Origin of the sequence: Curtobacterium sp. MEB011 (genome assembly GCF_030209655.1) — a bacterium.
GTDB classification, from domain to species: domain Bacteria; phylum Actinomycetota; class Actinomycetes; order Actinomycetales; family Microbacteriaceae; genus Curtobacterium; species Curtobacterium poinsettiae.
The window spans coordinates 121,315-144,309 of sequence record NZ_JARVRN010000009.1 but is presented as its reverse complement, the minus strand read 5'-3'; the positions used below and the strand labels follow the sequence as shown (position 1 = coordinate 144,309).

Here is a 22,995-nt window from a genome sequence, read left to right as displayed (position 1 = left end):
TGCGCCTGCGGCGGCGCGCGCCGTGCGTGTCGCGACCCGATGCCGGTCTGGAGGCGCGGTGCGGGCCCGCCCCGAGCCTCCCGTACGCCCCGCCCGGTCTCTTTCGCCGAGGGGTCGCGAACTGTCGGCTGCGGCGCCGCCAGGCGACGCGTTCTGCACCCGCGGCGGCGCGCGTGCGGCGTGTCCTGCGCCCTCGGCGGCCCCCGCCGTGCGTGTCGCGACCGGATGCCGGTCTGGAGGCGCGGTGCGGCCCCGCCCCGAGCCTCCCGTCCGCCACGACGCGCGCGGGAATGTGGGCGGCCGCAGTTAGGCTGTTCCCACCCCGCAGCACACCGTACGAACCGGAGGTTCCGTGTCGGATTCCGACTCCTTCGTCCACCTGCACGTGCACAGCGAGTACTCGATGCTCGACGGTGCCGCCAGGCTCTCCGACCTCGTGGCGGAGACCGCCGCGCAGGGGATGCCCGCCGTGGCGGTGACCGACCACGGCAACATGTTCGGCGCCTTCGAGTTCTGGAAGGCCGCCAAGGCCGGTGGCGTCAAGCCCATCATCGGGACCGAGGCGTACATCACGCCCCGCACGCACCGCTCCGACAAGACCCGTGTCCGCTGGGGTGACGGCGGCGGCGACGACGTGTCCGGTGCGGGCTCGTACACGCACATGACGATGTTCGCCGAGAACACCACCGGCATGCACAACCTGTTCCGGTTGTCGTCCAAGGCGTCGCTCGAGGGCTACTACTTCAAGCCCCGCATGGACATCGAACTCCTGCAGGAGTACCACCAGGGCATCATCGCCACGACGGGCTGCCCCTCGGGGGAGATCCAGACGCGCCTGCGCCTCGGCCAGTACGACGAAGCGGTGCAGGCCGCCGCCGACTACCGCGACATCTTCGGCAAGGAGAACTACTTCGCCGAGGTCATGGACCACGGGCTCGAGATCGAGCGCCGGATCATGAGCGACCTGATCCGCCTGGCGAAGGACCTCGACATCCCGCTGGTCGGCACGAACGACCTGCACTACACGCACGCCCACGACGCCAAGTCGCACGCGGCACTGCTCTGCGTGCAGTCCGGTTCGACCCTGAACGACCCGAACCGCTTCAAGTTCGATGCCGACGAGTTCTACCTGAAGACCCCGGCGCAGATGCGACACGTCTTCCGCGACAACCTCGAGGCCTGTGACAACACGCTGCTCATCGCCGAACGCTGCAACGTCGAGTTCGACACCTCGGCGAACTACATGCCGAAGTTCCCGGTGCCCGAGGGCGAGACCGAGCACTCCTGGTTCGAGAAAGAGGTCGCGAAGGGGCTGGAGTACCGGTACCCGGGCGGCATCTCGAAAGAGGTCCAGGACCGCGCCGACTACGAGGTCGGCATCATCAACCAGATGGGGTTCCCTGGCTACTTCCTGGTGGTCGCGGACTTCATCAACTGGTCCAAGAACAACGGCATCCGCGTCGGTCCGGGGCGTGGCTCCGGTGCCGGCTCGATGGTGGCGTACGCGATGCGCATCACCGACCTCGATCCGATCCGGCACGGTCTGATCTTCGAGCGGTTCCTCAACCCGGACCGCGTCTCGATGCCCGACTTCGACGTCGACTTCGACGACCGGCGCCGCGGTGAGGCGATCAAGTACGTCACCGAGAAGTACGGGTCGGAGCGCGTGGCGCAGATCGTCACGTACGGCACGATCAAGGCGAAGCAGGCGCTCAAGGACTCCTCGCGCGTCCTCGGGTTCCCGTTCGGCATGGGCGAGAAGCTCACCAAGGCGATGCCACCGCCCGTGATGGGCAAGGACATCCCGCTCACCGGGATCTTCGACAAGGACCACCCGCGCTACAAGGAAGCCGTCGACGTCCGCACCGTGGTCGAGACCGACCCCGAGGCGAAGACCGTCTTCGACACGGCGCTCGGGCTCGAGGGGCTGAAGCGCCAGTGGGGCGTGCACGCGGCCGGCGTCATCATGTCGAGCGACCCGCTGATCGACATCATCCCGATCATGAAGCGGGAGCAGGACGGCCAGATCGTCACGCAGTTCGACTACCCGGCGGCGGAGTCGCTCGGCCTGATCAAGATGGACTTCCTGGGGCTCCGCAACCTCACGATCATCAGCGACGCCCTCGACAACATCAAGACGAACCGGGGGACCGAGCTCGACCTCGAGAACATGGGGCTCGAGGACCCCGAGGCGTACGCGCTCCTGCAGCGCGGTGACACCCTCGGCGTGTTCCAGCTCGACGGCGGGCCCATGCGCGGCCTGCTGCGGCTGATGAAGCCCGACAACTTCGAGGACATCTCCGCGCTCATCGCCCTGTACCGTCCGGGGCCCATGGGTGCGAACTCGCACACGAACTACGCGCTCCGCAAGAACGGCGAGCAGCCGATCACCCCGATCCACCCGGAGCTCGAAGAGCCCCTGAAGGACATCATCGGCACGACCTACGGCCTGATCATCTACCAGGAGCAGGTCATGGCCATCGCGCAGAAGGTCGCCGGGTTCTCCCTCGGCCAGGCGGACATCCTCCGCCGCGCGATGGGCAAGAAGAAGAAGTCCGAGCTCGACAAGCAGTACGCGGGCTTCCAGCAGGGCATGAAGGACAACGGCTACTCCGACGCGGCGATCAAGACGCTGTGGGACATCCTGCTGCCCTTCTCCGACTACGCGTTCAACAAGGCGCACTCGGCGGCCTACGGTGTGGTGTCCTTCTGGACCGCGTACCTCAAGGCGCACTACCCGGCTGAGTACATGGCGGCCCTGCTGACGAGCGTCGGTGACGCCCGTGACAAGCTCGCCCTGTACCTGAACGAGTGCCGGCGCATGGGCATCAAGGTCATGCCGCCGGACGTCAACGAGTCGATCGGCTTCTTCGCTGCAGTCGGTGACGACATCCGCTTCGGCATGGGTGCCATCCGCAACGTCGGGTTCAACGTGGTCGACGACATCGTCAAGGCCCGGACCGAGAAGGGCGCGTTCGAGTCCTTCCACGACTTCCTGCGCAAGATCCCGATCTCGTCGGCGAACAAGCGCACGGTCGAGTCGCTCATCAAGGCCGGTGCGTTCGACGAGTTCGGGGACACCCGCCGTGCCCTGGTGGAGATCCACGAGGGCGCCGTCGAGGGCGCGGTGAAGGTCAAGCGTGACGAGGCCCACGGCAACGTCGGGTTCGACTTCGACTCGCTCTTCGCCGAGGCCGCCGAGGACACCCCGAGCGCCGCGGTGTCCCAGGTGCCGGACCGGCCGGAGTGGTCCAAGCGCGACAAGCTGGCGTTCGAGCGGGACATGCTCGGGCTCTACGTGTCCGACCACCCGCTCGCCGGGCTCGAGATCGAACTCGCGAAGCACCAGTCGATCACCATCGCCGACCTGCTGACCGCCGACGACTCGATCGAGGGTGAGACGGTCACCGTCGCCGGCCTGCTGACGAGCGTGCAGCACCGGGTGGCGAAGACGAGCGGCAACCCGTACGGCATCGTCGACATCGAGGACTTCGGCGGGCAGATCGGGGTGATGTTCCTGGGCAAGACGTACCAGGAGTTCGGCCCGTCCCTGGTGGCCGACTCGATCGTCGTCCTGCGCGGCCGCGTCAACGTCCGCGACGACGGCAAGGCCCTGCACGCGGTGAGCATGTTCCAGCCGAACGTCGGCGACGCGATGGGTTCCGGCCCGCTCACCCTGTCACTGCCCGAACGGCAGGCCACGACGACCACGGTGACGGAACTCGCCGCCGTGCTCGGCCGTCACCAGGGCGACACCGAGGTCCGGCTGAAGCTGCTGAAGGACGACGTGGCGCGCACCTTCGAGCTGCCGTTCCCGGTGAACCTCACCCCGGACCTGTTCGGCGAGCTGAAGAGCCTGCTCGGACCCCGCTGCCTGGTCTAGGAGCGTCGCGATGGCTGGTCCGCCGCTGCCGCCGGGCCCGGACGTGCTGCGGGCGTTCGGCGTGCACGACCGCCCGCTCGAGCGGCTCGGCGGCGGCCGCGGGCTGACGTGGCGCGCCGGGGACGTCGTGCTCCGGCCGTCCGGCGACCCCCTGGAGGCCCGGTGGCGGTCCGCCACGCTGGCCCGGCTCGTCCACACGGCCGGGTTCCGGACCCCGCGTCCGGTCGCCGCCGAGTCCGGGGACTGGATCGTGGGCTCCGGCACCGGCACCGGCGACGGCGGGTGGGAGGCCTGGGGATGGGTCGACGGCTCGACCGACCCGACCCGCGTGGACGACGTCATCGCCGCGGGCGCTGCCTTCCACCGGGCCGTCGCGGACCTGCCGCGTCCCGAAGTCCTCGATCAGCGTGAGGACCCCTGGAGCCGGGCGGACCGGATGGTCTGGGGCAACGCACCCCTGCCGGACGATCCGACGCTGGACCGCCTGGCGGCGACGTTCCGGCCGGTGACGTCCCCGTCCCAGCTCGTCCACGGTGACCTGCTCGGCAACGTGCTCTTCACGCCGGGGGAGCCACCCACGGTGTTCGACTGGGCGCCGTACTGGCGTCCGGCGGGCCTCGGTGCCGCGATCGCGGCGGTCGACGCCGTGACCTGGCACCGGGTCGCCGTCGGCCGGCTCGGCGTGCTCGGGACCGGCGTGCCGGAGTGGCCGCAGCTGCTCGTCCGTGCGCTGGCGTTCCGGATCGCCACGCTGCACCTGCTCGACGCGTGGGACACCGACCAGGTCGCCCACCACCGGCCCGTGGTCGACGCGGTCGTGCAGCACGCCGCCGGTACGCTGGAGGCCTCATGATGCAGCGAATCGACCTCCGCGGCGGCCTCCCCGCCCGTGCCGAACTCCTCCGACTCATGCCCCGTGCCGCGGGTGACGTGTCGCACGCGGTCGACGCCGCGCGCGAGTTGATCGAGGACGTCCGACACCGTGGGGCCGCGGCCCTGCGCGACCAGGCCGAGCGCTTCGACGGTGGGGCCCCCGCGAACGTACGGGTGCCCACCGCCGAGATCACCGCCGCGGTGGCCGGGCTCACCCCCGAGGTCCGGGCGGCCCTCGACGAGGCGATCCGCCGCGTCCGTGCCGCGAGTGCCGCGCAGATCCCCGCTCCGTCCGTGACGACCCTGGCCGACGGCGCCGAGGTCCACCAGCGCTGGCAGCCGATGCGCCGTGTCGGGCTCTACGTGCCCGGCGGCAAGGCCGTCTACCCGTCCAGCGTCGTGATGAACGTGGTCGCCGCCCAGGTCGCGGGCGTGCCCTCGATCGCCCTCGTGTCGCCGCCGCAGCGCGACCACGGCGGCGCGGTGCACCCGACGATCCTCGCCGCGGCGGGGCTGCTCGGCATCGACGAGGTCTACGCGATGGGTGGTGCCGGAGCCGTCGGCGCGCTGGCGTACGGCGTCGCCGAGCTCGACCTCGAGCCCGTCGACCTGGTCACCGGGCCGGGCAACAACTACGTCGCCGCCGCCAAGCGCCTGGTGCGCGGTGTGGTGGGCATCGACTCCGAGGCCGGGGCGACCGAGATCCTCGTGATCGCGGACGACACCGCCGACGCGGGGTTCGTGGCCGCCGACCTGATCAGCCAGGCCGAGCACGACGAGCAGGCCGGCAGCGTGCTGGTGACGACGTCCGCGGCGTTCGCCGACGCGGTGGAAGCCGTCATCCCGGAACGCACGGCGGTGCTCGGGACGGCTGCGCGCCTCCAGACCGCCCTGGACGGGCCGCAGTCCGCGATCGTCCTGGTGGACTCGCTGACCGACGCCGCGACCGTGAGCAACGCCTACGGTCCGGAGCACCTGGAGATCCAGACGGTCGACGACGACGCCGTGCTGGCCGACATCGACGCCGCCGGTGCGGTGTTCGTCGGACCGAGCACGCCGGTGAGCCTGGGGGACTACCTGGCCGGGTCGAACCACGTGCTGCCGACCGGCGGCCAGGCCCGCTTCGGGTCCGGACTGTCCGCGTCGACGTTCCTGCGACCCCAGCAGATCGTCCGGTACACGCCCGAGGCCCTGGCCGAGGTGGCGCCGCACATCGTCGCCCTGTCCACCGAGGAGCAGCTCCCCGCGCACGGGGCCGCCGTGACGGAGCGCACGAACCGATAGCCTGGGGAACGACATGTTCTGCCCCTTCTGCCGCCACCCGGACTCCCGCGTCGTCGACTCACGGACGAGCGACGACGGAACCTCCATCCGCCGCCGTCGACAGTGCCCCAACTGCGGTCGACGGTTCTCGACCACCGAGACCGCATCGCTCAACGTCGTGAAGCGCAACGGCGTCACCGAGCCGTTCAGCCGCGACAAGATCGTCTCCGGTGTGCGCAAGGCGTGCCAGGGGCGCCCGGTCACCGACGGCGACCTGGCCGTCCTCGCGCAGCGCGTCGAGGAGACCGTGCGTTCCTCCGGGTCCAGCCAGATCGACGCGAACGACATCGGCCTCGCGATCCTCGCGCCCCTGCGGGAGCTCGACGAGGTCGCGTACCTGCGCTTCGCGAGCGTCTACCAGGCGTTCGACTCGCTCGAGGACTTCGAGGACGCCATCGGCCAGCTCCGTCGCGACCACCACGGGACGGCCGACAGCGCCGCCGGCTCGTCCGCACCGTCCGGCACACGCGCGTGAGCGGCATCGCCGAACGGATCGTGCGCGGCGGGTACCGCGTCGTGTTCCGCTCCGTGTTCGCGAACATGGACCCGGAACGCGCCCACCACCTGGCCTTCGCCGTCATCGCTGGGCTGCCTCGCGTGCCGTTCCTGAGCGGGGTCGTCGAGCGGTACTGCCGCCCGTCGGCAGCCGACGGCATCACCACGATGGGCATCCACTTCCCGTCGCGCTTCGGCCTGGCGGCGGGCTTCGACAAGGACGCCCGCGGCATCGCCGGGCTCGGCCTGCTCGGCTTCGGCCACGTCGAGGTCGGCACCATCACCGCCAAGCCGCAGCCCGGCAACGAGCGCCCGCGCCTGTTCCGACTGATCGGCGACCGCGCCCTGATCAACCGCATGGGCTTCAACAACCACGGCGCGGCTGCGGCCGCCCGACGTCTCGAGCGCGCCCGCCGCAACCCGGGCCGGCCCGTGATCGGCGTGAACATCGGCAAGAGCCGGGTCGTCTCGGTCGAGGACGCCATCGACGACTACCTCGAGTCCACCCGCCGCCTGGCGACGTTCGCGGACTACCTGGCGGTCAACGTCAGCTCGCCGAACACGCCCGGTCTGCGCGGACTGCAGGAACTCGACCAGCTCCGACCGCTGCTCTCCGCGGTGCGCGACGGCGCGGGGCGCACCCCGGTGCTCGTCAAGATCGCACCGGACCTGACCGACGAGCAGATCGACGCGATCGCGGGCCTGGCGGTCGAGCTCGGCCTGTCCGGCGTGATCGCGAACAACACGACCACCGCGCGCGAGGGACTGACGGCCGACCCGTCCGACGTCGAGGCGATGGGTGCCGGTGGACTCTCCGGTGCGCCGGTCGCCGCGCGTTCGCTCGAGGTCCTGCGTCGGGTCCGCGCCGCCGTGCCGGCGGACTTCTGCGTCATCGCCGTCGGTGGCGTGACCACCGAGCAGGACGTGCAGGACCGCATCGACGCCGGGGCGACGCTCGTGCAGGGCTACACGGCGTTCCTCTACGAGGGGCCGACCTGGGCGGCGCGCATCAACCGGCTGCGCCGACGTCGGCTGCGTCGCGCGGCGCGCTAGTCGCGACCACCATCCGGACGGAAGGCCCGTGGCGACGCCGCCACGGGCCTCCCGTCCGTCCTGGGGCGCGCCTGCGCCATCGGGTGAGCAGAACACGCTGTGGCTCGCCAGTCGACCCGTCGTGTTCTGCTCACTCGATCACCGATGGGGAGCGGGGGAGCGGGGAACAGGGGAGCGGGAACGAACGAAGCGCCGCCCGGCAGGCCGGGCGGCGCTTCGTTCGTGTGCGTGTGGCTAGAGCGTGGGGTACTCGCCGCGCCGGACCTGGGGCTTCGGCAGCCGCAGGAACCGCAGCTGCCACGCCCGCGTCAGGATGTAGAGGAACGTGCCGCGCTGGAACTCGCCGAACTTGGTGGTGAGCTTGCGGCGGAGCGACAGCCAGAGCACCACGCAGTCGATGACGAACAGCGCCACGAACGCCCACACCAGCAGGAGCGAGTAGGACGCGACCACGGTCTGCGCGGCGGCGAACCCGACGATGAGGAACAGCACGAGCACGGGCATCATGACCTCGCCGACGTTCCAGCGGGCGTCGATCCAGTCGCGGACGAAGCGTCGCTGCTCACCGCGGTCCTTCGCCGGCAGGTAGCGCTCCTCGCCGTTGGCCATGCCGACCCGGGCACGCTCGCGCTCGGAGTTGAGGCGTGCGCGGGCTGCCTTCTTGTCGACCGGCGTGTTGCCGACGAGGGGGCGGCGGTTCGCTGCCTCTCGCTCGCGGCGGGACGGCGTCGGGCGGCCCTTGCCCTGCTCGAAGAGCTCGGCCTCGGTCGGGTTGACGGTCGTGTTGGTCTTGGGGGCTGCCTTCGCCACGGTGCGTTCCTAACGGCGGTGTGCGTGCGGGATCTCCTCTAGATTACCGGGCATGACCGACAGCCAACAGCACAGCCCCGCGACCGACCCCGCGCTCCTCGACGCCCTGCGCGAACACGTCCAGGGGGCCCTGCCCACGACGATCGCCGACCTGTCCGCCCTGGTGCGCCTGCCGTCGGTCTCCTGGTCGGCCTTCGACCCGTCGAACGTGCGCGCGAGCGCCGAGGCCGTCGCGGACCTGGCGCGGTCGACCGGGGTCTTCGGCCCGGACGACGTCCGGATCGTGCGGTCGGCAGTGTCCGGCTCGACCGCCGACGTCGCCGAGGCGGACGCCGAGACCGAGCTCGGCCAGCCGGCGGTGCTCGCGGTGCGCCCGGCGCGGAACGGCAAGCCGACGGTGATGCTCTACGCCCACCACGACGTGCAGCCGCAGGGCGACGAGGTCCTGTGGGAGACCCCGCCGTTCGAGCCGACGCTCCGCGGTGACCGCCTGTACGGTCGCGGCGCCTCGGACGACAAGGCCGGCGTGATGACCCACATCGCCTCGCTCCGCGCGGTGCACGCCCAGTTCGGCGATGACCTCGACCTCGGGATCGTGTTGTTCGTCGAGGGCGAGGAGGAGTTCGGCTCCCGCTCGTTCCGCACCTTCCTGCGCGAGCAGAAGGAGCACCTGGCCGCCGACGTCATCGTCGTGGCGGACAGCGACAACTGGTCGACCGAGGTGCCGTCGATCACGGTGTCGCTGCGCGGCAACGTCACCTTCAAGCTCACCCTGACCACGCTCGAGCACGCCAGCCACAGCGGCATGTTCGGGGGAGCGGCCCCGGACGCGATGATCCCGATGGTGCGGCTGCTCGCCTCGCTGCACGACGCCGACGGGTCGGTCGCCGTCGAGGGGCTGGCCTCGTACGAAGCCGACGTGCCGGAGCGCACCGAGGACGAACTCGCCGTCGACGCCGCACTCGTTCCCGGTGTGCGCCCGATCGGCACCGGCGCCGTGCTGTCCCGCATGTGGTTCCAGCCGTCGATCACGGTGACGGGCATGGACGTGCCGAGCGTCGCGAACGCCTCGAACACCCTGCTGCCCACGGTCTCGGCACGGGTCTCGGTCCGCGTCGCCCCCGGCCAGGACGCCCGCGAGGCCGCCGCTGCCGTCGAACGGCACCTGCGCGAGCACGTCCCGTTCGGCGCACGGATGGAGGTCACCGAGCCGGACAGCGGCGACGGGTTCCTCGTCGACACCGCCGGCTGGGCCGTGCAGGAGGCCCGCACGGCCATGCGCGAGGGCTGGGGTGCCGAGGCGGTCGAGCAGGGCATCGGCGGGTCGATCCCGTTCGTGTCGGACCTGGCTGCGGAGTTCCCGGAGGCGCAGATCCTGGTCACCGGCGTCGAGGACCCGGACACCCGCGCGCACAGCCCGAACGAGTCGCAGCACCTCGGCGTCCTGCACCGTGCCATCGCGTCGGAGACGATCCTGCTCGCCAGGCTCGCGACGCGCAGCTGAGGGTGCTTACAATCGAGGCCAGGCGCGGTGACCAGCACCGCCCGGAGGGAGACGCGCGATGAGCGACACCATCACCGAAGCACCGGCGACCGAGACCCCGTCGCACGGCGTCCTCCTGAGCGACGCCGCTGCCGGCAAGGTGGCGAGCCTGCTCGAGCAAGAGGGCCGCGACGACCTGCGCCTGCGCCTCGCCGTCCAGCCCGGTGGCTGCTCGGGCCTGATCTACCAGCTGTACTTCGACGAGCGCATGCTCGACGGTGACGTCACCGCCGAGTTCGACGGGGTCGAGGTCGTCGTCGACAAGATGAGCGTCCCGTACCTCGACGGCGCGACGATCGACTTCGAGGACACGATCCAGAAGCAGGGCTTCACGATCGACAACCCGAACGCGCAGGGCAGCTGCGCCTGCGGTGACAGCTTCCACTGATCGCCAGCGATCCGACACGCGAGCGGGGAGCGACCGGAACGGTCGCTCCCCGTTCGCGTTCGTGTGACCGGACGTGGCGCGCCGGGGCGCGGCGGAGCCGGGGGGAATCGTGCCCGCCGACGTGCGGATCGAGGCCAGAACCGTGGCGTGTGTGCGCGAGCGGTGGCGAGCTGCGAGTAAGCTAGGAGTGTTCCAATCAAGCTGGGAGCCAGCCAAGCGCCGCCTTCGTGCGGCTCGCCGTCGGACACGACGGGCTGACCTTCCGAAGCTCACGTCTTTTGCGAGAGGTAACAGTGCGTTCGAATCGCCGTATACGTTGGGCGGCCGTCCCGGTGGCCGTCGGTCTGGTCATCGCACTGGCTGGCTGCACGCAGCAGCAGATGAACGGATGGCTCCCCGGCACGGAGGAGACGAAGAACGTCACCAACCACACGAGCCGCATCGTCGGCCTGTGGACCACCAGCTGGGTCGTGCTCCTCGCCGTCGGTCTGATCGTGTGGGGCCTGATCATCTGGGCCGCGATCGTCTACCGCCGCCGGAAGGGCCAGACCGGCCTGCCCGTGCAGATGCGGTACAACATGCCGCTCGAGATCTTCTACACGATCGTGCCGCTGATCCTGGTGCTCGGCTTCTTCGCCTTCACCGCGAAGGACCAGGCCGCGATCGAGAAGCCCTTCGCCGACCCCGACGCCACCGTGCACGTGTACGGCAAGCGCTGGGCGTGGGACTTCAACTACATCAACAAGGACAACCCCGAAGAGAGCGTCTACTACCAGGGCATCCAGGCCCAGGAAGAAGAGAACGCCAAGGGGGCGATCGACGAGTCGCAGCTGCCGACCCTCTACCTGCCCAAGGGCAAGAAGGTCGCGATCGAGCTCTCGTCGCGCGACGTCGACCACTCCTTCTGGGTCATCGACTTCCTGTACAAGAAGGACATGCTCCCGGGCAAGACCAACTGGGAGTACTTCATCCCGGAGAAGCTCGGCACGTACCAGGGCAAGTGCGCGGAGCTCTGCGGTGAGTACCACTCGCTGATGCTCTTCCAGGTGAAGGTCGTCACGCCGGCCCAGTACGAGGCGTACCTCGGCACCCTGAAGGACCAGGGCAAGGTCGGCCTGCTCGGCAACGAGTACAACACCAACACCAACGAACCGAACAACAAGGCGCCGGTCGAGGCGTCCAGCGAGAACAAGTAGGGGCTCGTCAGATGACAACGTCACTCGTCGGCCAACCGACCCAGACCGCTTCGCCGGACTTCCAGGCGTCGAAGGTGGGCCGGAAGGGCAACATCGTCGTCCGGTGGATCACCTCCACCGACCACAAGACCATCGGGTACATGTACCTGATCGCGTCGTTCGTCTTCTTCCTGCTCGCAGGTGTGATGGCCCTCGTGATCCGTGCCCAGCTCTTCGAACCCGGCCTGCACGTGGTCGCGACGAAGGAGCAGTACAACCAGCTGTTCACGATGCACGGCACGATCATGCTGCTGATGTTCGCGACGCCGCTGTTCTCGGGCTTCGCGAACGCGATCATGCCGCTCCAGATCGGTGCGCCCGACGTCGCCTTCCCGCGACTCAACGGGTTCGCCTTCTGGCTCTACCTGTTCGGTTCGCTCATCGCGGTCGGTGGCTTCCTCACCCCGCAGGGCGCTGCCTCGTTCGGCTGGTTCGCCTACGCGCCACTGAGTGACACGACGTTCACACCAGGGCTCGGCGGGACACTCTGGGTCTTCGGCCTGGGCATGACCGGCTTCTCGACGATCCTCGGTGCGGTGAACTTCATCACCACGATCATCACGATGCGTGCCCCGGGTCTGACCATGTTCCGCATGTCGATCTTCACGTGGAACACCCTCGTGACCGCGCTCCTCGTCCTGATGGCCTTCCCGGTCCTCGCGACGGCGCTCTTCGGCCTCGGTCTCGACCGTGTGTTCAACGCCCAGATCTTCAACCCGGCCAACGGCGGGGCCCTGCTCTGGCAGCACCTGTTCTGGTTCTTCGGGCACCCCGAGGTGTACATCATCGCGCTGCCGTTCTTCGGCATCGTGTCCGAGGTCTTCCCGGTGTTCAGCCGCAAGCCGATCTTCGGCTACAAGACCCTGGTGTACGCGACCATCTCGATCGCGGCCCTGTCGGTCACGGTGTGGGCACACCACATGTACGTCACCGGTGGCGTCCTGCTTCCGTGGTTCTCGCTCATGACGATGCTCATCGCGGTCCCGACCGGCGTGAAGATCTTCAACTGGGTCGGCACGATGTGGCGCGGTTCTGTCACGTTCGAGACCCCGCTGCTCTGGGCCCTCGGGTTCCTGATCACCTTCACGTTCGGTGGTCTGACCGGTGTCATCCTGGCGTCGCCGCCGCTCGACTTCCACGTGTCCGACTCGTACTTCGTCGTCGCGCACTTCCACTACGTGGTCTTCGGCACCGTCGTGTTCGCGATGTTCTCCGGCTTCTACTTCTGGTGGCCGAAGTGGACCGGCAAGATGCTCAACGAGCGTCTCGGCAAGATCCACTTCTGGCTCCTGTTCATCGGGTTCCACACCACGTTCCTCATCCAGCACTGGCTGGGCGTCATCGGCATGCCACGTCGGTACGCGACCTACCTGCCGAACGACGGCTTCACGTGGATGAACCAGCTGTCGACGATCGGCTCGATGATCCTCGCGATCTCGTTCCTGCCGTTCATCTTCAACGTCTACGTGACCGCTCGGAACGCACCGAAGGTCGCTGTGAACGACCCGTGGGGCTACGGCCGCTCGCTCGAGTGGGCGACCTCCTGCCCGCCGCCGCGCCACAACTTCACGTCGATCCCGCGCATCCGTTCGGAGTCCCCGGCGTTCGACCTGAACCACCCCGAGGCCGGTGTGCCGATCGGTGTCGGTCCCGCGAAGGACGCCCCCGATGCCCCGACCTACGACGCCGCGAAGGGCGAGGTGAAGTAACGCTATGCGCGCGAACACCAACCTGTTCTGGATCCTCTTCGGGTTCTTCATCCTCGCGGACGCCGCGTACACGATCTGGGCGATGCTCTACTACGGTCACCCGGAGTGGGTCGGCACCGTGGCGATCGGCCTGACGGGCATCATGTCGGCGTTCATCGCCTTCTACCTCGGCAAGGTGATGTCGTCGCAGGGCGGCGTCCTGCCCGAGGACCGCCCGGACGCCAACATCGAGGACGGCGACGCCGAACTCGGGCACTTCAGCCCCTGGTCTTGGTGGCCCATCCTGCTGGCCGCCGCGGTCGCCGTGTGCTTCCTCGGCGTGGCAGCCGGCCTCTGGATCGTCCCGATCGGTCTCGTCCTCGTGGCGATCACCCTGGTCGGCTGGGTCTACGAGTACTACCGCGGCAACTTCGGGCACTGACCCGGCGCTGCAGCGCACCTGACACTTCGGGCGGCACCAGAACGGTGCCGCCCGAAGTGCGTCCGGGCACAGATCTCCGGTTCGGATCCGGAACAAACGGGCCCGCCCGCGACTTGACTGGAGCGGACCTCCCACCACAGCGAAAGGAGTCACCTCAGGTGACCGACAAGCGCACCCTCATCATCTTCGGCGCGACGGGCGACCTCGCCTCCCGCCTGCTCCTGCCGGGCCTCGGCACGTTCCTGCAGAGCGGCCGTGCCGTCCCCGTGCAGCTGATCGGCACGGGCCGCAGCGAGCGCAGCCCCGAGAAGTGGAAGGACATCGTCACGCAGTCCTTCGCGTCGCAGGACGTCAAGGGGCCGGAGGTCGACGCGACCATCGAGTCGACGCAGTTCATCCAGGGCGACCCCACCGACCCGAAGCACCTCGAGGCGCTGTTGGCCGCGGCCGACTCCGAGCCGATCCTGTACTTCGCGCTCCCGCCGCAGATCGCCTCCGACATCTGCGAGGCGCTCCAGCACGTCGAGCTCCCCGAGGGCACGACCCTGGCCTTCGAGAAGCCCTTCGGCACCGACGTCGCGAGTGCCCAGGCCCTCAACGAGACGGTGCTCAAGCTCGTCCCCGAGGACCGCGTGCACCGCACCGACCACTTCCTCGGCCGCACCACGGTGCTGAACATCATCGGCCTGCGCTTCGCGAACCGCCTGTTCGAGCCGATCTGGAACGCCGAGAACATCGAGAAGGTCGACGTCTTCTACGACGAGACCCTCGGTCTCGAGAACCGCGCCCAGTACTACGACGAGGCCGGCGCGATGGTCGACATGATCCAGTCGCACCTGCTGCAGATCCTCGGCCTGGTCACGATGGACGCCCCGTCCGCGATCGACGCGGTCGAGTTCCGCTCGTCGCTCGCCCGGGTCCTGCGCTCCACGCGTCTGAAGGGCGACGACGCGAAGATCGCGTCCCGCCGTGCGGTCTACACGGCCGGCACCATCGACGGCAAGGAACTGCCCTCGTACCAGGAAGAGGACGGCGTCGACCCGTCGCGCCAGACGGAGACCCTCGCCGAGATCTCGGTCGAGGTCGACACCGCCCGCTGGGCCGGCGTCCCCTTCACGCTGCGCTCCGGCAAGGCCCTCGGCGCCAGCCGCAAGGAGGTGCTGATCACCTTCAAGCCGGTCACGCGCCTGCCCTCCGGCCTGAGTGGTCGCCCGAAGACCGACACGCTCCGCATCGTCCTGAACCCGGACGAGATCGAGCTGACGGTGTCGGCCAACGGTGGCGGCAACCCGTTCGAGATGGGGCAGGTCACCCTGTCGTCGTCGTTCAGCGACGGCGAGCTCACCCCGTACGGCGAGGTCCTGAACGGCATCTTCCACGACGACCCGCTGCTCTCCATCCGCGGCGACGTGGCCGAGCGCTGCTGGGAGATCGTCGAGCCGGTCGTCGCCGCCTGGAAGGCCGACGAGGTCCCGCTCGAGGAGTACCGCGCCGGTTCGCGCGGCCCGGCGGACTGGGAGTCGTCGTCCTGACGGATGCGTTCTCGACGTCCTGAACGGACGCCCTGACGGACGGGAGGCCCGGTGCCAGCTGGCACCGGGCCTCCCGTCCGTCTGTGGGTCGCGTGCAGAGCACCGCGAGACGCCGTCGTGTCGGCGAGACGCCGCCAGATCCGGCGGCGTCTCGACGTTGTCGAGGCGTGGTGCGAAGACGACGGCGTCTTCGCGGGGTGGAGCGAGGCGTCACGCGGGGGAGCCGGCTCGCTCACCCTCGCCGGTCCACGAGCGGGTGCCCCCGTCGTGCACGGACAACCGTGTGCGGTGTCCGACGGCGGCTCCCCGGGCGCGCTCGATGGCGTCGGCCGCCGACACCAGGGTGAGGTGCGACAGCACCTGCGGGGTGTTGCCGATGTGGTGGCCCGTGGCGACGTCGATCTCCTCGGAGAGCATGCCGACGTCGTTCGCGTACCCGACCAGCACGTCCATCAGGCGCTCGGCGTCGTCCACGCGGCCCGAGGCGGCGTACTGCTCAACCAGCCAGAACGAGCACGCCAGGAACGGGTGCTCAGCGCCCGACAGGCCGTCGAAGCCCGCGGTCGTGCGGTAGCGGAGCACGAGGCCGTCGTCCCCGACCCGCAGGTCCTCCTCGATCGCGCGCACCGTGCCGGTCATCCGGGGGTCGTCGGCGCGGCAGAAGCCGACCTGCGGCAGGACGAGCAGGCTGGCGTCGACCTCGTCGGTGTCGTAGTGCTGGCGGAACGATCCGCGCTCGGCGTTCCAGCCGTGCTCCTCGATCTCGGCGCGCACCGTGTCGCGCAACGTCCGCCAACGGTCGACGGGACCCTCGAGGCCGAACTCCTCGACCGCGGCGACCCCACGGTCGAAGGCGGCCCAGATCATCACCCGTGAGTGTGTGAAGCTGCGGCGCGGACCGCGCATCTCCCAGATGCCGTTGTCCGGCTCCTGCCAGTGCTCCTCGACGTAGCCGAGCAGGGCCCGCTGCAGCGCCCACGAGTCGGCGTTCTCCTCGACCCCGAGCTCGCGGGCGTCGTGCAGCGCGGACAGGACCTCGCCGAAGACGTCGCCCTGGTACTGCGTCGAGGCGCCGTTGCCGATGCGGACCGGGGTCGACCCGAGGTACCCGGGCAACTCGGGGATCTCGCGTTCGGGCAGTTCGCGTTCGCCGGCGATCCCGTACATGATCTGCACGTCCGCGGGGTCGCCCGCGATGGCCCGCAGCAGCCAGCCCCGCCAGTGCGTGGCCTCGTCCCGGTACCCGTGGGCGATGAGCGAGGCGAGCGCGAGGGACGCGTCGCGGAGCCACACGTAGCGGTAGTCCCAGTTGCGTTCGCCGCCGGGGTCCTCGGGCAGGCCCGTGGTCGCTGCGGCGACGACGCCACCGGTCTCACCGTGGGTCATCGCGCGGAGGAACACCAGCGACCGGCGGGTGGCGGCCGCGTACCGGCCGGTGGTCTGTGCGGGCGCGGTCCATCCCGTCCACCACGACAGGGTGTGGGCGAGGGCCGCGTCGACGTCGAGGGGTTCCGGCGGTTCGCGGTGCGACGGGTACCAGGTGAGCACGGTGTCGAGCACCTCGCCGTCGTGGATCGTCGTGACGGCGGTGTGCCGGTGGTCGTCGGCACGGAACCGCGGCCCGCGCACGATCACCGAGCCGGGGCCGGCCGTCGCGAGGAGCGCCGGTTCGTCGTCGTCCCCGATCTGCCGGATCCACGGCAGGGCGCGTGAGTAGTCGAACCGGATGCGCAGGGTCTGGCGCATCTCGACGGTGCCGCGGAGGCCGCGGACGCGGCGCACGATCGACGGCCGGTGCGCCCCGACGGGCATGAACTCGGTGACCTCGACCACGCCGTCACGGGTGGTCCAGACGGTGGAGAGCACGAGCGTGTCCCCGCGGTACCGCCACCGCGCGGTGGCGTCACCGTCGACGGGGCGCAGGGTCCAGTGTCCGTGGTCCTCGGTGCCGAGCAGCGAGGCGAACGTGGACGAGCTGTCGAAGCGCGGCAGGCAGGCCCAGTCGATCGTGCCGTCCCGGCCGACCAGGGCAGCGGTCCCGGTGTCGCCGATCAGGGCGTGGTCCTCGATGCGGTTCGGCGGGGTGGGCGGTGCTTCCGGCTCGGTGCTCATGGACCGATCGAACACCCGCTGGCCGTGCGCCGCGGTCCGCGACGGGTGGCCCTGGCCGAGACCGTTGTGAGGGGTCGCTCAGGCCGGTTCGGAGGCGTCGGAATCGATGATGCCGATGCGTGCGAGCTCGCTCCAGAGTCCGGCGCCGTCCGGGGCGTAGACCCACGGCGCCGAGGAGTCGCGGGAGCGTTCCTGCGCCCGCGAACGACCACCGGCCAGGACCGCTTCGCTCGTGGACAGCTGCCGGATGGCGACGCCCGCGACGTTGTGCGGGTGCTCCCGCGAGAAGTCGCCGTAGAGGCTCTCGTCGTGCTGCCCGTCGTCGCCGACCAGGAGCCAGCGGATGTCCGGGAAGTCCTGGGCGAGCCGCCGGAGGTTCTGCTGCTTGTGCAGCTGGCCGCTGCGGAAGAACCGGTCGTGGGTGGGGCCCCAGTCGGTGAGCAGCAGCGTGCCGGACGGGTACATGTTGCGCGACAGGAAGCGCTGCAGCGTCGGCGCGACGTTCCACGCCCCGGTCGACAGGTACACGGTCGGCGAACCGGGGTGCTGCGCCAGGATCCGCTCGTAGAGCACGGACATGCCGGGTACCGGGCGGCGGGCGTGCTCGGTGAGCACGAAGGAGTTCCAGGCGGCCAGCATGGGGCGGGGGAGCGAGGTGACCATCACGGTGTCGTCGATGTCGGACAGCAGCCCGAAGCGGGTGTCCGGGTGCACCACGAACACGTCGGCCTCGACGTCACGCCCGCCACCCGCCGAGAGTCGCACCGTGCGCCAGCCGGGCTCGAGGTCGATCGGGACGATAGTGTCGACGACGCCGCCACGGTCGGTCTGCACCACGTGCGAAACCCCGCCGGCGGTGACGGTGACCTCGGCGTGGTCGACGGCGACGCTCGTGAAGCTCTTCCAGCCGCGGACGCCGGCGTAGGAGACGTCGGAGGCGAGACCGCGGCGCGTCAGCAGCACGCGGCAGAGGATGCGGACCCATCCGGGTGCGCCGTAGCCGGTGTACGGGACCACCGTGGGGACCAGGCCGCGGCGGCGTGCACGGTGCTCGCGGAACTCCTGGACGGCGTCCTCGATGCGGGCCGCGCGGTGCAGGAGCGGCTCGGCCAACGACGGCTCGTGGGGCGTCGGGTCGGGCATGGCGTCATCCTCCCACGGGCGGCTGACGAAACCCGCGCGCTGGACAGAACTGGTGCGTCGCAACTGGTGAGTCGCAGCCACGTTCCAGGTCCGTTCTGCGAAAGTTGTCCCCGTCACGCCAACGAACCGCGCTGGAGCGCAAGAGGAGAACACGTGCTCGTCACCGAGGTAACGAACGCTCTGCCGGGGGGATCATCACTGCTCAGGAACGAGCCGGTCCAAGCCCGCAGTTCGGCGCGCCTCGCCGGCCTCCTCGATGCCGCTGCCGCGGTGATCGACGAGATCGGGTTCGAGCGGCTCACGACCGCCATGGTGGCCGAGCGCGCGGGGGCGTCGATCGGCACCGTCTACCGGTACTTCCCGGACCGCATCGCCGTGGTCGAGGCGCTCGCGATCCGCTGCACCCAGCGGCTCGCCGCCCGCTTCGTCGAGGCGCTCGACGCCAGCGGCGCCGAGACCTGGCAGGACGCCAACGACGCGCTCATCGACCTGACCGCCGAGATGTACCGCACCGAGCCCGGCTTCCGGGCGATCCGGTTCGGCGACCCGGCGGACACCGGGACCGGTGACGCGGAAGACCGCATGGGTGCGCTCGGCGCAGCCGTGGGCCAGATCATGCGCGACCGTTTCGGTCTGCCGGACGACGAGCACGTCACCCGTGCCTGGGTCGTCCTCGCCGAGTCCGGTCACGCGGTGCTGGCGCGGGCACACCGCGACCGTGAGCACCCCGACACCGAGCTGATCGAGGAGTACCGCCGGATGAACCGCGCCCACCTCGAATCGGTGATCGCCGCCTCCTGACGACCCCGTCGAACCGGCGCGACACGCCGGTGACCGAACCGACCCGCCCGTGTCCTCCGAACAGGAGGCGCGGGCGTCGTCGTCCCCCGACACATCGCGCTGAACCGGTGGTGGTCCCACGATCTCCCGGTCGTCCGGAACCCGTCACGCGGCGTCGTGACCGAACCGATGTCGGCACCCCCGGGTACTCTCATCCGAAGTCGGGCTACCTCCGAACAGAAGGGCACCCCATGATCGAGTTCCGCTCGGTGCGCAAGACCTACCCGGACGGCACGACTGCGGTCGAGCACTTCGATCTGGTCATCCCGTCCCGGACCACCACCGTCTTCGTCGGATCCAGCGGCTGTGGCAAGACCACGCTGCTCCGCATGATCAACCGCATGGTCGACCCCACCTCCGGCACCGTCGAGATCGACGGGTCGGACGTCGCCGGGATCAACCCCGTCGAGCTCCGTCGCCACATCGGGTACGTCATGCAGAACTCCGGACTGCTGCCGCACCGCAAGGTCGTCGACAACATCGCGACGGTCCCGCTGCTGACCGGCGTCTCCAAGGCCGATGCCCGCAAGCGTGCCCTCGAACTCATGGACACCGTCGGACTCGACCGCGCGTTCGCCGACCGCTACCCGTCGCAGCTCTCCGGCGGCCAGCAGCAGCGCGTCGGGGTCGCCCGCGGGCTCGCCGTCGACCCGAACATCCTGCTCATGGACGAGCCGTTCGGGGCCGTCGACCCCCTGGTGCGCAACGACCTGCAGGACGAACTCATCCGGCTGCAGCGCGAGCTCGGCAAGACCGTCGTGTTCGTGACGCACGACATCGACGAGGCGTTCAAGCTCGGCGACCAGGTCGTCATCCTCAAGAAGGGCGGCGAGATCGCCCAGCAGGGGACGCCGGCCGAGATCCTCGCCGCACCCGCTGACGACTTCGTCGCGACGTTCATCGGCGCAGGCCGCGGGCGCCGTGCGCTGCGGGTCGAGCAGACCCCGACCGGTCCGATCGTCGTCGACGGCGAAGGGCGTGCAGCCGGTGTGCTGACGGGCCCCGTCGGGGTCGTCGACGCCGCCCAGGCCGTGCCCCAGTCCGACACCCGAGCAGCAGAGGCCGGAGCGTCGCACGACGCACCGGGTGCTCCGGCGCAGGGTGGGGGCACCCGGTGAAGTGGGTGCTGGCGAACCTCGACACGATCTGGGACAACACGGTCTCCCACCTCGCGATCGCGATCCCGCCGATCATCGTGGCGTTCCTGCTGTCGATCCCCATCGGGTGGCTGGTCGTCCGACTGCAGCGGCCCGGTGGGTCGCGCTTCGCGTCCGGGGTGGGGAGCAGCATCGTGACCCTCGCCGGTCTGCTGTACGCGATCCCGTCGCTCGCCCTGTTCGTGGCGCTGCCGGGCATCATCGGCACCGGCCTGCAGAGCCCGATCAACGTCGTCATCGGCCTGACCCTGTACGGCCTCGCACTCATGGTGCGGTCCACGGTCGACGGGCTGACCTCGGTCGACGCCGAGACCAAGTCCGCCTCGACCGCCATGGGCTACTCGCCGGCGCAGCGCTTCTTCCGGGTGGAACTCCCGCTCGCCGGTCCGGTGCTGCTGGCCGGGCTCCGGGTCGTCGCGGTCTCCACGATCTCGCTGACCACGGTCGGCGCGGTCCTCGGGATCCCGAGCCTCGGCCTGCTCTTCACCGACGGCCTGGGGCGCGGGATCTACGAAGAGATCCTCTCCGGCATCGTCATGGTGCTCGTGCTCGCGTTCGCCATCGACGGCCTGCTGGTGCTGCTCGGGCGACTGGTGATGCCGTGGACCCGCACGAGCTCGGTGTCGCGTCGTCAGTCCCGTCGGGTCCTGCAAGCAGCGGAGGTCTCCTCGTGATCATCGGACAGGCCTTCGCGTGGGTGTTCGACCCCACGAACTACGGCGGCTACAACGGCATCCCCACGCGCGTGTGGGAGCACGTGTGGATCACCCTGCTCGCGGTGCTCATCGCGGCGGTCATCGCGGTGCCGGTCGGCTACGCGATCGGGCACACCCGCCGAGCACGCGGCGTCTCGATCGCCGTCTCCGGCGGGGTGCGTGCGCTCCCGACGCTCGGTGTGCTCTCGCTCTTCGGCCTGCTGCTCGGCATCGGGCTGCAGGCACCCTTGCTCGCGCTCGTCATCCTGGCGATCCCGTCGGTGCTCGCCGGTGCCTACTCCGGCATCGAGTCCGTCGACCCCGGTGTCGTCGACGCCGCGAAGGCCCAGGGCATGACCGGGTGGCAGATCCTGTGGAAGGTCGAGATCCCACTCGGGCTCCCGCTCCTGATCGGTGGGATCCGCGCAGCGGTGCTGCAGGTCGTCGCGACCGCCACGCTCGCCGCGTACGTCGGGGCCGGTGGCCTCGGCGGCTACTTCTTCCTCGGCCTGAAGACCCAGGACTACGCCGAGATGCTCGGCGCCTCCATCCTCGTGATCGCCCTCGCGATCGCGTTCGAGATCGTGTTCGCCGTGCTGCAGCGGGCGGCGGTGCCGAAGGGCACCGCGGACCCGTCGGCCCGACAGCGTCAGGGGTCGCGAGAGCGAGCCCGCAATCCACTCCCGGAAGGAAATCCCTCGTGATCACAGCACCCAAGATCCGCGCCGGAGTCGCCGCCGCGATGGCGGTGGGCGTCGTCGCCGCCCTCGCCGGCTGCGCGTCGAGCGACCCGCTCGACAGCGGCTCCAGCAACTCGTCCGACTCGAAGACCATCGTCGTCGGCTCGCAGCAGTACTACTCGAACGAGATCATCGCCGAGCTCTACGCCCAGGTCCTCGAGAAGGACGGCTTCGAGGTCAAGCGCAACTTCAACATCGGGCAGCGCGAGGTCTACATCCCGCAGCTCGAGAAGGGCGCCATCGACGTCATGCCCGAGTACAGCGGCAACCTGCTGCAGTACTTCGACAAGGACTCCGACGCGAAGACCGCCGACCAGATCGACGACGGACTCGACAAGGCCCTGCCGAAGGGCCTCCGCGTCCTCGACGAGGCCGAGGCGACCGACCAGGACAGCTACACCGTCACGAAGAAGTTCTCCGAGGACAACGACGTCACGAGCCTGGCCGACCTGAAGAACGTCGACGAGAAGCTCACCGTGGGTGCCAACTCTGAGAACCAGACCCGGCCGTACGGGCCGAAGGGGCTCAAGTCGGTCTACGGCGTCGACGTCGACTTCAAGGCGATCGAGGACGGCGGTGGCGCCCTGACCGTCAAGGCGCTCAAGGACGACACCGTCCAGCTGGCTGACATCTACACGGCCGACCCGAGCATCAAGGCGAACGGCTTCGTCACGCTGAAGGACCCGGAGAACCTGATCCTGCCGCAGAACGTGGTGCCGGTCGTCTCGAAGAAGGTCAACGAGAAGGCTGCCGACGCGATCGACTCGGTCAACGAGAAGCTCACGACGGATGCCCTGATCGAGCTCAACACCAAGAGCACGGCCGACAAGGAGAAGGCGTCCACCATCGCCGAGGACTGGCTCAAGGCCGAGGGTCTGCTGTAGCCACAGCTCCACGAACGAAGCGACAGGCGTCGGGTGTCCACCCGGCGCCTGTCGTCGTTTCCGGACCGGGCGAAGCGAACATCCGTGCCGCACGGTTGTGCCGTGCAGGGGCTTTGCACGTTTGTGCACGCGAGGGTTCTACAAGTTGTCGAATCGACG

At 69.7% G+C, this 22,995-nt stretch carries 19 protein-coding genes; 16 read left to right on the top strand and 3 right to left on the bottom strand.

Annotation, left to right across the window (positions count from 1 at the left end):
- Nucleotides 1-403: 403 nt before the first annotated feature.
- From dnaE to QRN30_RS12260, 5 genes are read left to right on the top strand one after another with little or no spacing between them, the layout of a single operon-like run.
- Entirely contained in the window at nt 404-3,883 is a 3,480-nt protein-coding gene (dnaE, locus tag QRN30_RS12280; RefSeq protein ID WP_042537439.1) for a DNA polymerase III subunit alpha, read from the top strand.
- A 10-nt stretch (nt 3,884-3,893) separates the two neighbouring features.
- Nucleotides 3,894-4,736 (top strand): hypothetical protein, encoded by an 843-nt coding sequence (locus QRN30_RS12275; protein ID WP_056068265.1) that lies wholly within the window; start codon nt 3,894-3,896, stop codon nt 4,734-4,736.
- A complete protein-coding gene (gene hisD, locus QRN30_RS12270) occupies nt 4,733-6,040 on the top strand; it encodes a histidinol dehydrogenase (protein ID WP_056068266.1) in 1,308 nt (435 codons plus the stop codon). The genes QRN30_RS12275 and hisD overlap by 4 nt, the downstream gene beginning before the upstream one ends.
- Before the next feature lie 13 nt (nt 6,041-6,053).
- Nucleotides 6,054-6,554, top strand: coding sequence for a transcriptional regulator NrdR (gene nrdR, locus QRN30_RS12265; protein WP_017886638.1), 501 nt, complete (start codon nt 6,054-6,056; stop codon nt 6,552-6,554).
- Complete coding sequence (locus QRN30_RS12260; protein ID WP_082046807.1) at nt 6,551-7,627, top strand: quinone-dependent dihydroorotate dehydrogenase; 1,077 nt, start codon at nt 6,551-6,553, stop codon at nt 7,625-7,627. Before nrdR ends, QRN30_RS12260 begins: the two co-directional genes overlap by 4 nt.
- 234 nt (nt 7,628-7,861) lie before the next feature.
- Here the strand turns inward: QRN30_RS12260 and QRN30_RS12255 are convergent, their stop codons facing one another.
- Nucleotides 7,862-8,437: a DUF3043 domain-containing protein gene (locus QRN30_RS12255; protein ID WP_284761146.1), complete on the bottom strand. Its 576-nt coding sequence runs from the start codon at nt 8,435-8,437 to the stop codon at nt 7,862-7,864.
- A gap of 52 nt (nt 8,438-8,489) precedes the next feature.
- On the opposite strand from QRN30_RS12255, the gene QRN30_RS12250 reads away from it, so the two are divergent.
- From QRN30_RS12250 to QRN30_RS12225, 6 genes are all read left to right on the top strand, one after another.
- Nucleotides 8,490-9,941, top strand: a complete 1,452-nt coding sequence (locus QRN30_RS12250; RefSeq protein ID WP_284761145.1) for a dipeptidase — start codon at nt 8,490-8,492, stop codon at nt 9,939-9,941.
- 58 nt (nt 9,942-9,999) lie between these two features.
- Nucleotides 10,000-10,368: a HesB/IscA family protein gene (locus QRN30_RS12245; protein WP_017886642.1), complete on the top strand. Its 369-nt coding sequence runs from the start codon at nt 10,000-10,002 to the stop codon at nt 10,366-10,368.
- Between the two features lie 293 nt (nt 10,369-10,661).
- Nucleotides 10,662-11,564, top strand: coding sequence for an aa3-type cytochrome oxidase subunit II (ctaC, locus tag QRN30_RS12240; RefSeq protein WP_031259441.1), 903 nt, complete (start codon nt 10,662-10,664; stop codon nt 11,562-11,564).
- An 11-nt stretch (nt 11,565-11,575) separates the two neighbouring features.
- On the top strand, nt 11,576-13,312 hold the full coding sequence (gene ctaD, locus QRN30_RS12235) for an aa3-type cytochrome oxidase subunit I (protein ID WP_017886644.1): 1,737 nt from the start codon (nt 11,576-11,578) through the stop codon (nt 13,310-13,312).
- Between the two features lie 4 nt (nt 13,313-13,316).
- Nucleotides 13,317-13,733, top strand: a complete 417-nt coding sequence (locus tag QRN30_RS12230; RefSeq protein ID WP_017886645.1) for a cytochrome c oxidase subunit 4 — start codon at nt 13,317-13,319, stop codon at nt 13,731-13,733.
- A 158-nt stretch (nt 13,734-13,891) separates the two neighbouring features.
- Nucleotides 13,892-15,265 (top strand): glucose-6-phosphate dehydrogenase, encoded by a 1,374-nt coding sequence (locus QRN30_RS12225; protein WP_017886646.1) that lies wholly within the window; start codon nt 13,892-13,894, stop codon nt 15,263-15,265.
- 210 nt (nt 15,266-15,475) lie between these two features.
- Here QRN30_RS12225 and QRN30_RS12220 read toward each other — a convergent pair whose 3' ends face one another.
- Complete coding sequence (locus tag QRN30_RS12220; protein WP_017886647.1) at nt 15,476-17,377, bottom strand: glycoside hydrolase family 15 protein; 1,902 nt, start codon at nt 17,375-17,377, stop codon at nt 15,476-15,478.
- A gap of 78 nt (nt 17,378-17,455) precedes the next feature.
- Nucleotides 17,456-18,520 carry an App1 family protein phosphatidate phosphatase gene (locus QRN30_RS12215; RefSeq protein WP_194590608.1) on the bottom strand — a complete coding sequence of 355 codons (1,065 nt, stop codon included), beginning with the start codon at nt 18,518-18,520 and terminating at the stop codon, nt 17,456-17,458.
- A gap of 270 nt (nt 18,521-18,790) precedes the next feature.
- Between QRN30_RS12215 and QRN30_RS12210 the strand changes: the two genes are divergently transcribed.
- From QRN30_RS12210 to QRN30_RS12190, 5 genes are all read left to right on the top strand, one after another.
- Nucleotides 18,791-19,321: a TetR/AcrR family transcriptional regulator gene (locus tag QRN30_RS12210; RefSeq protein WP_052481628.1), complete on the top strand. Its 531-nt coding sequence runs from the start codon at nt 18,791-18,793 to the stop codon at nt 19,319-19,321.
- A 230-nt stretch (nt 19,322-19,551) separates the two neighbouring features.
- A complete protein-coding gene (locus QRN30_RS12205; RefSeq protein ID WP_017886650.1) occupies nt 19,552-20,478 on the top strand; it encodes an ABC transporter ATP-binding protein in 927 nt (308 codons plus the stop codon).
- Nucleotides 20,475-21,191, top strand: coding sequence for an ABC transporter permease (locus QRN30_RS12200; protein ID WP_017886651.1), 717 nt, complete (start codon nt 20,475-20,477; stop codon nt 21,189-21,191). Before QRN30_RS12205 ends, QRN30_RS12200 begins: the two co-directional genes overlap by 4 nt.
- On the top strand, nt 21,188-21,916 hold the full coding sequence (locus QRN30_RS12195; RefSeq protein WP_017886652.1) for an ABC transporter permease: 729 nt from the start codon (nt 21,188-21,190) through the stop codon (nt 21,914-21,916). Before QRN30_RS12200 ends, QRN30_RS12195 begins: the two co-directional genes overlap by 4 nt.
- Entirely contained in the window at nt 21,913-22,836 is a 924-nt protein-coding gene (locus QRN30_RS12190; protein ID WP_017886653.1) for an ABC transporter substrate-binding protein, read from the top strand. Before QRN30_RS12195 ends, QRN30_RS12190 begins: the two co-directional genes overlap by 4 nt.
- Nucleotides 22,837-22,995: the final 159 nt, after the last annotated feature.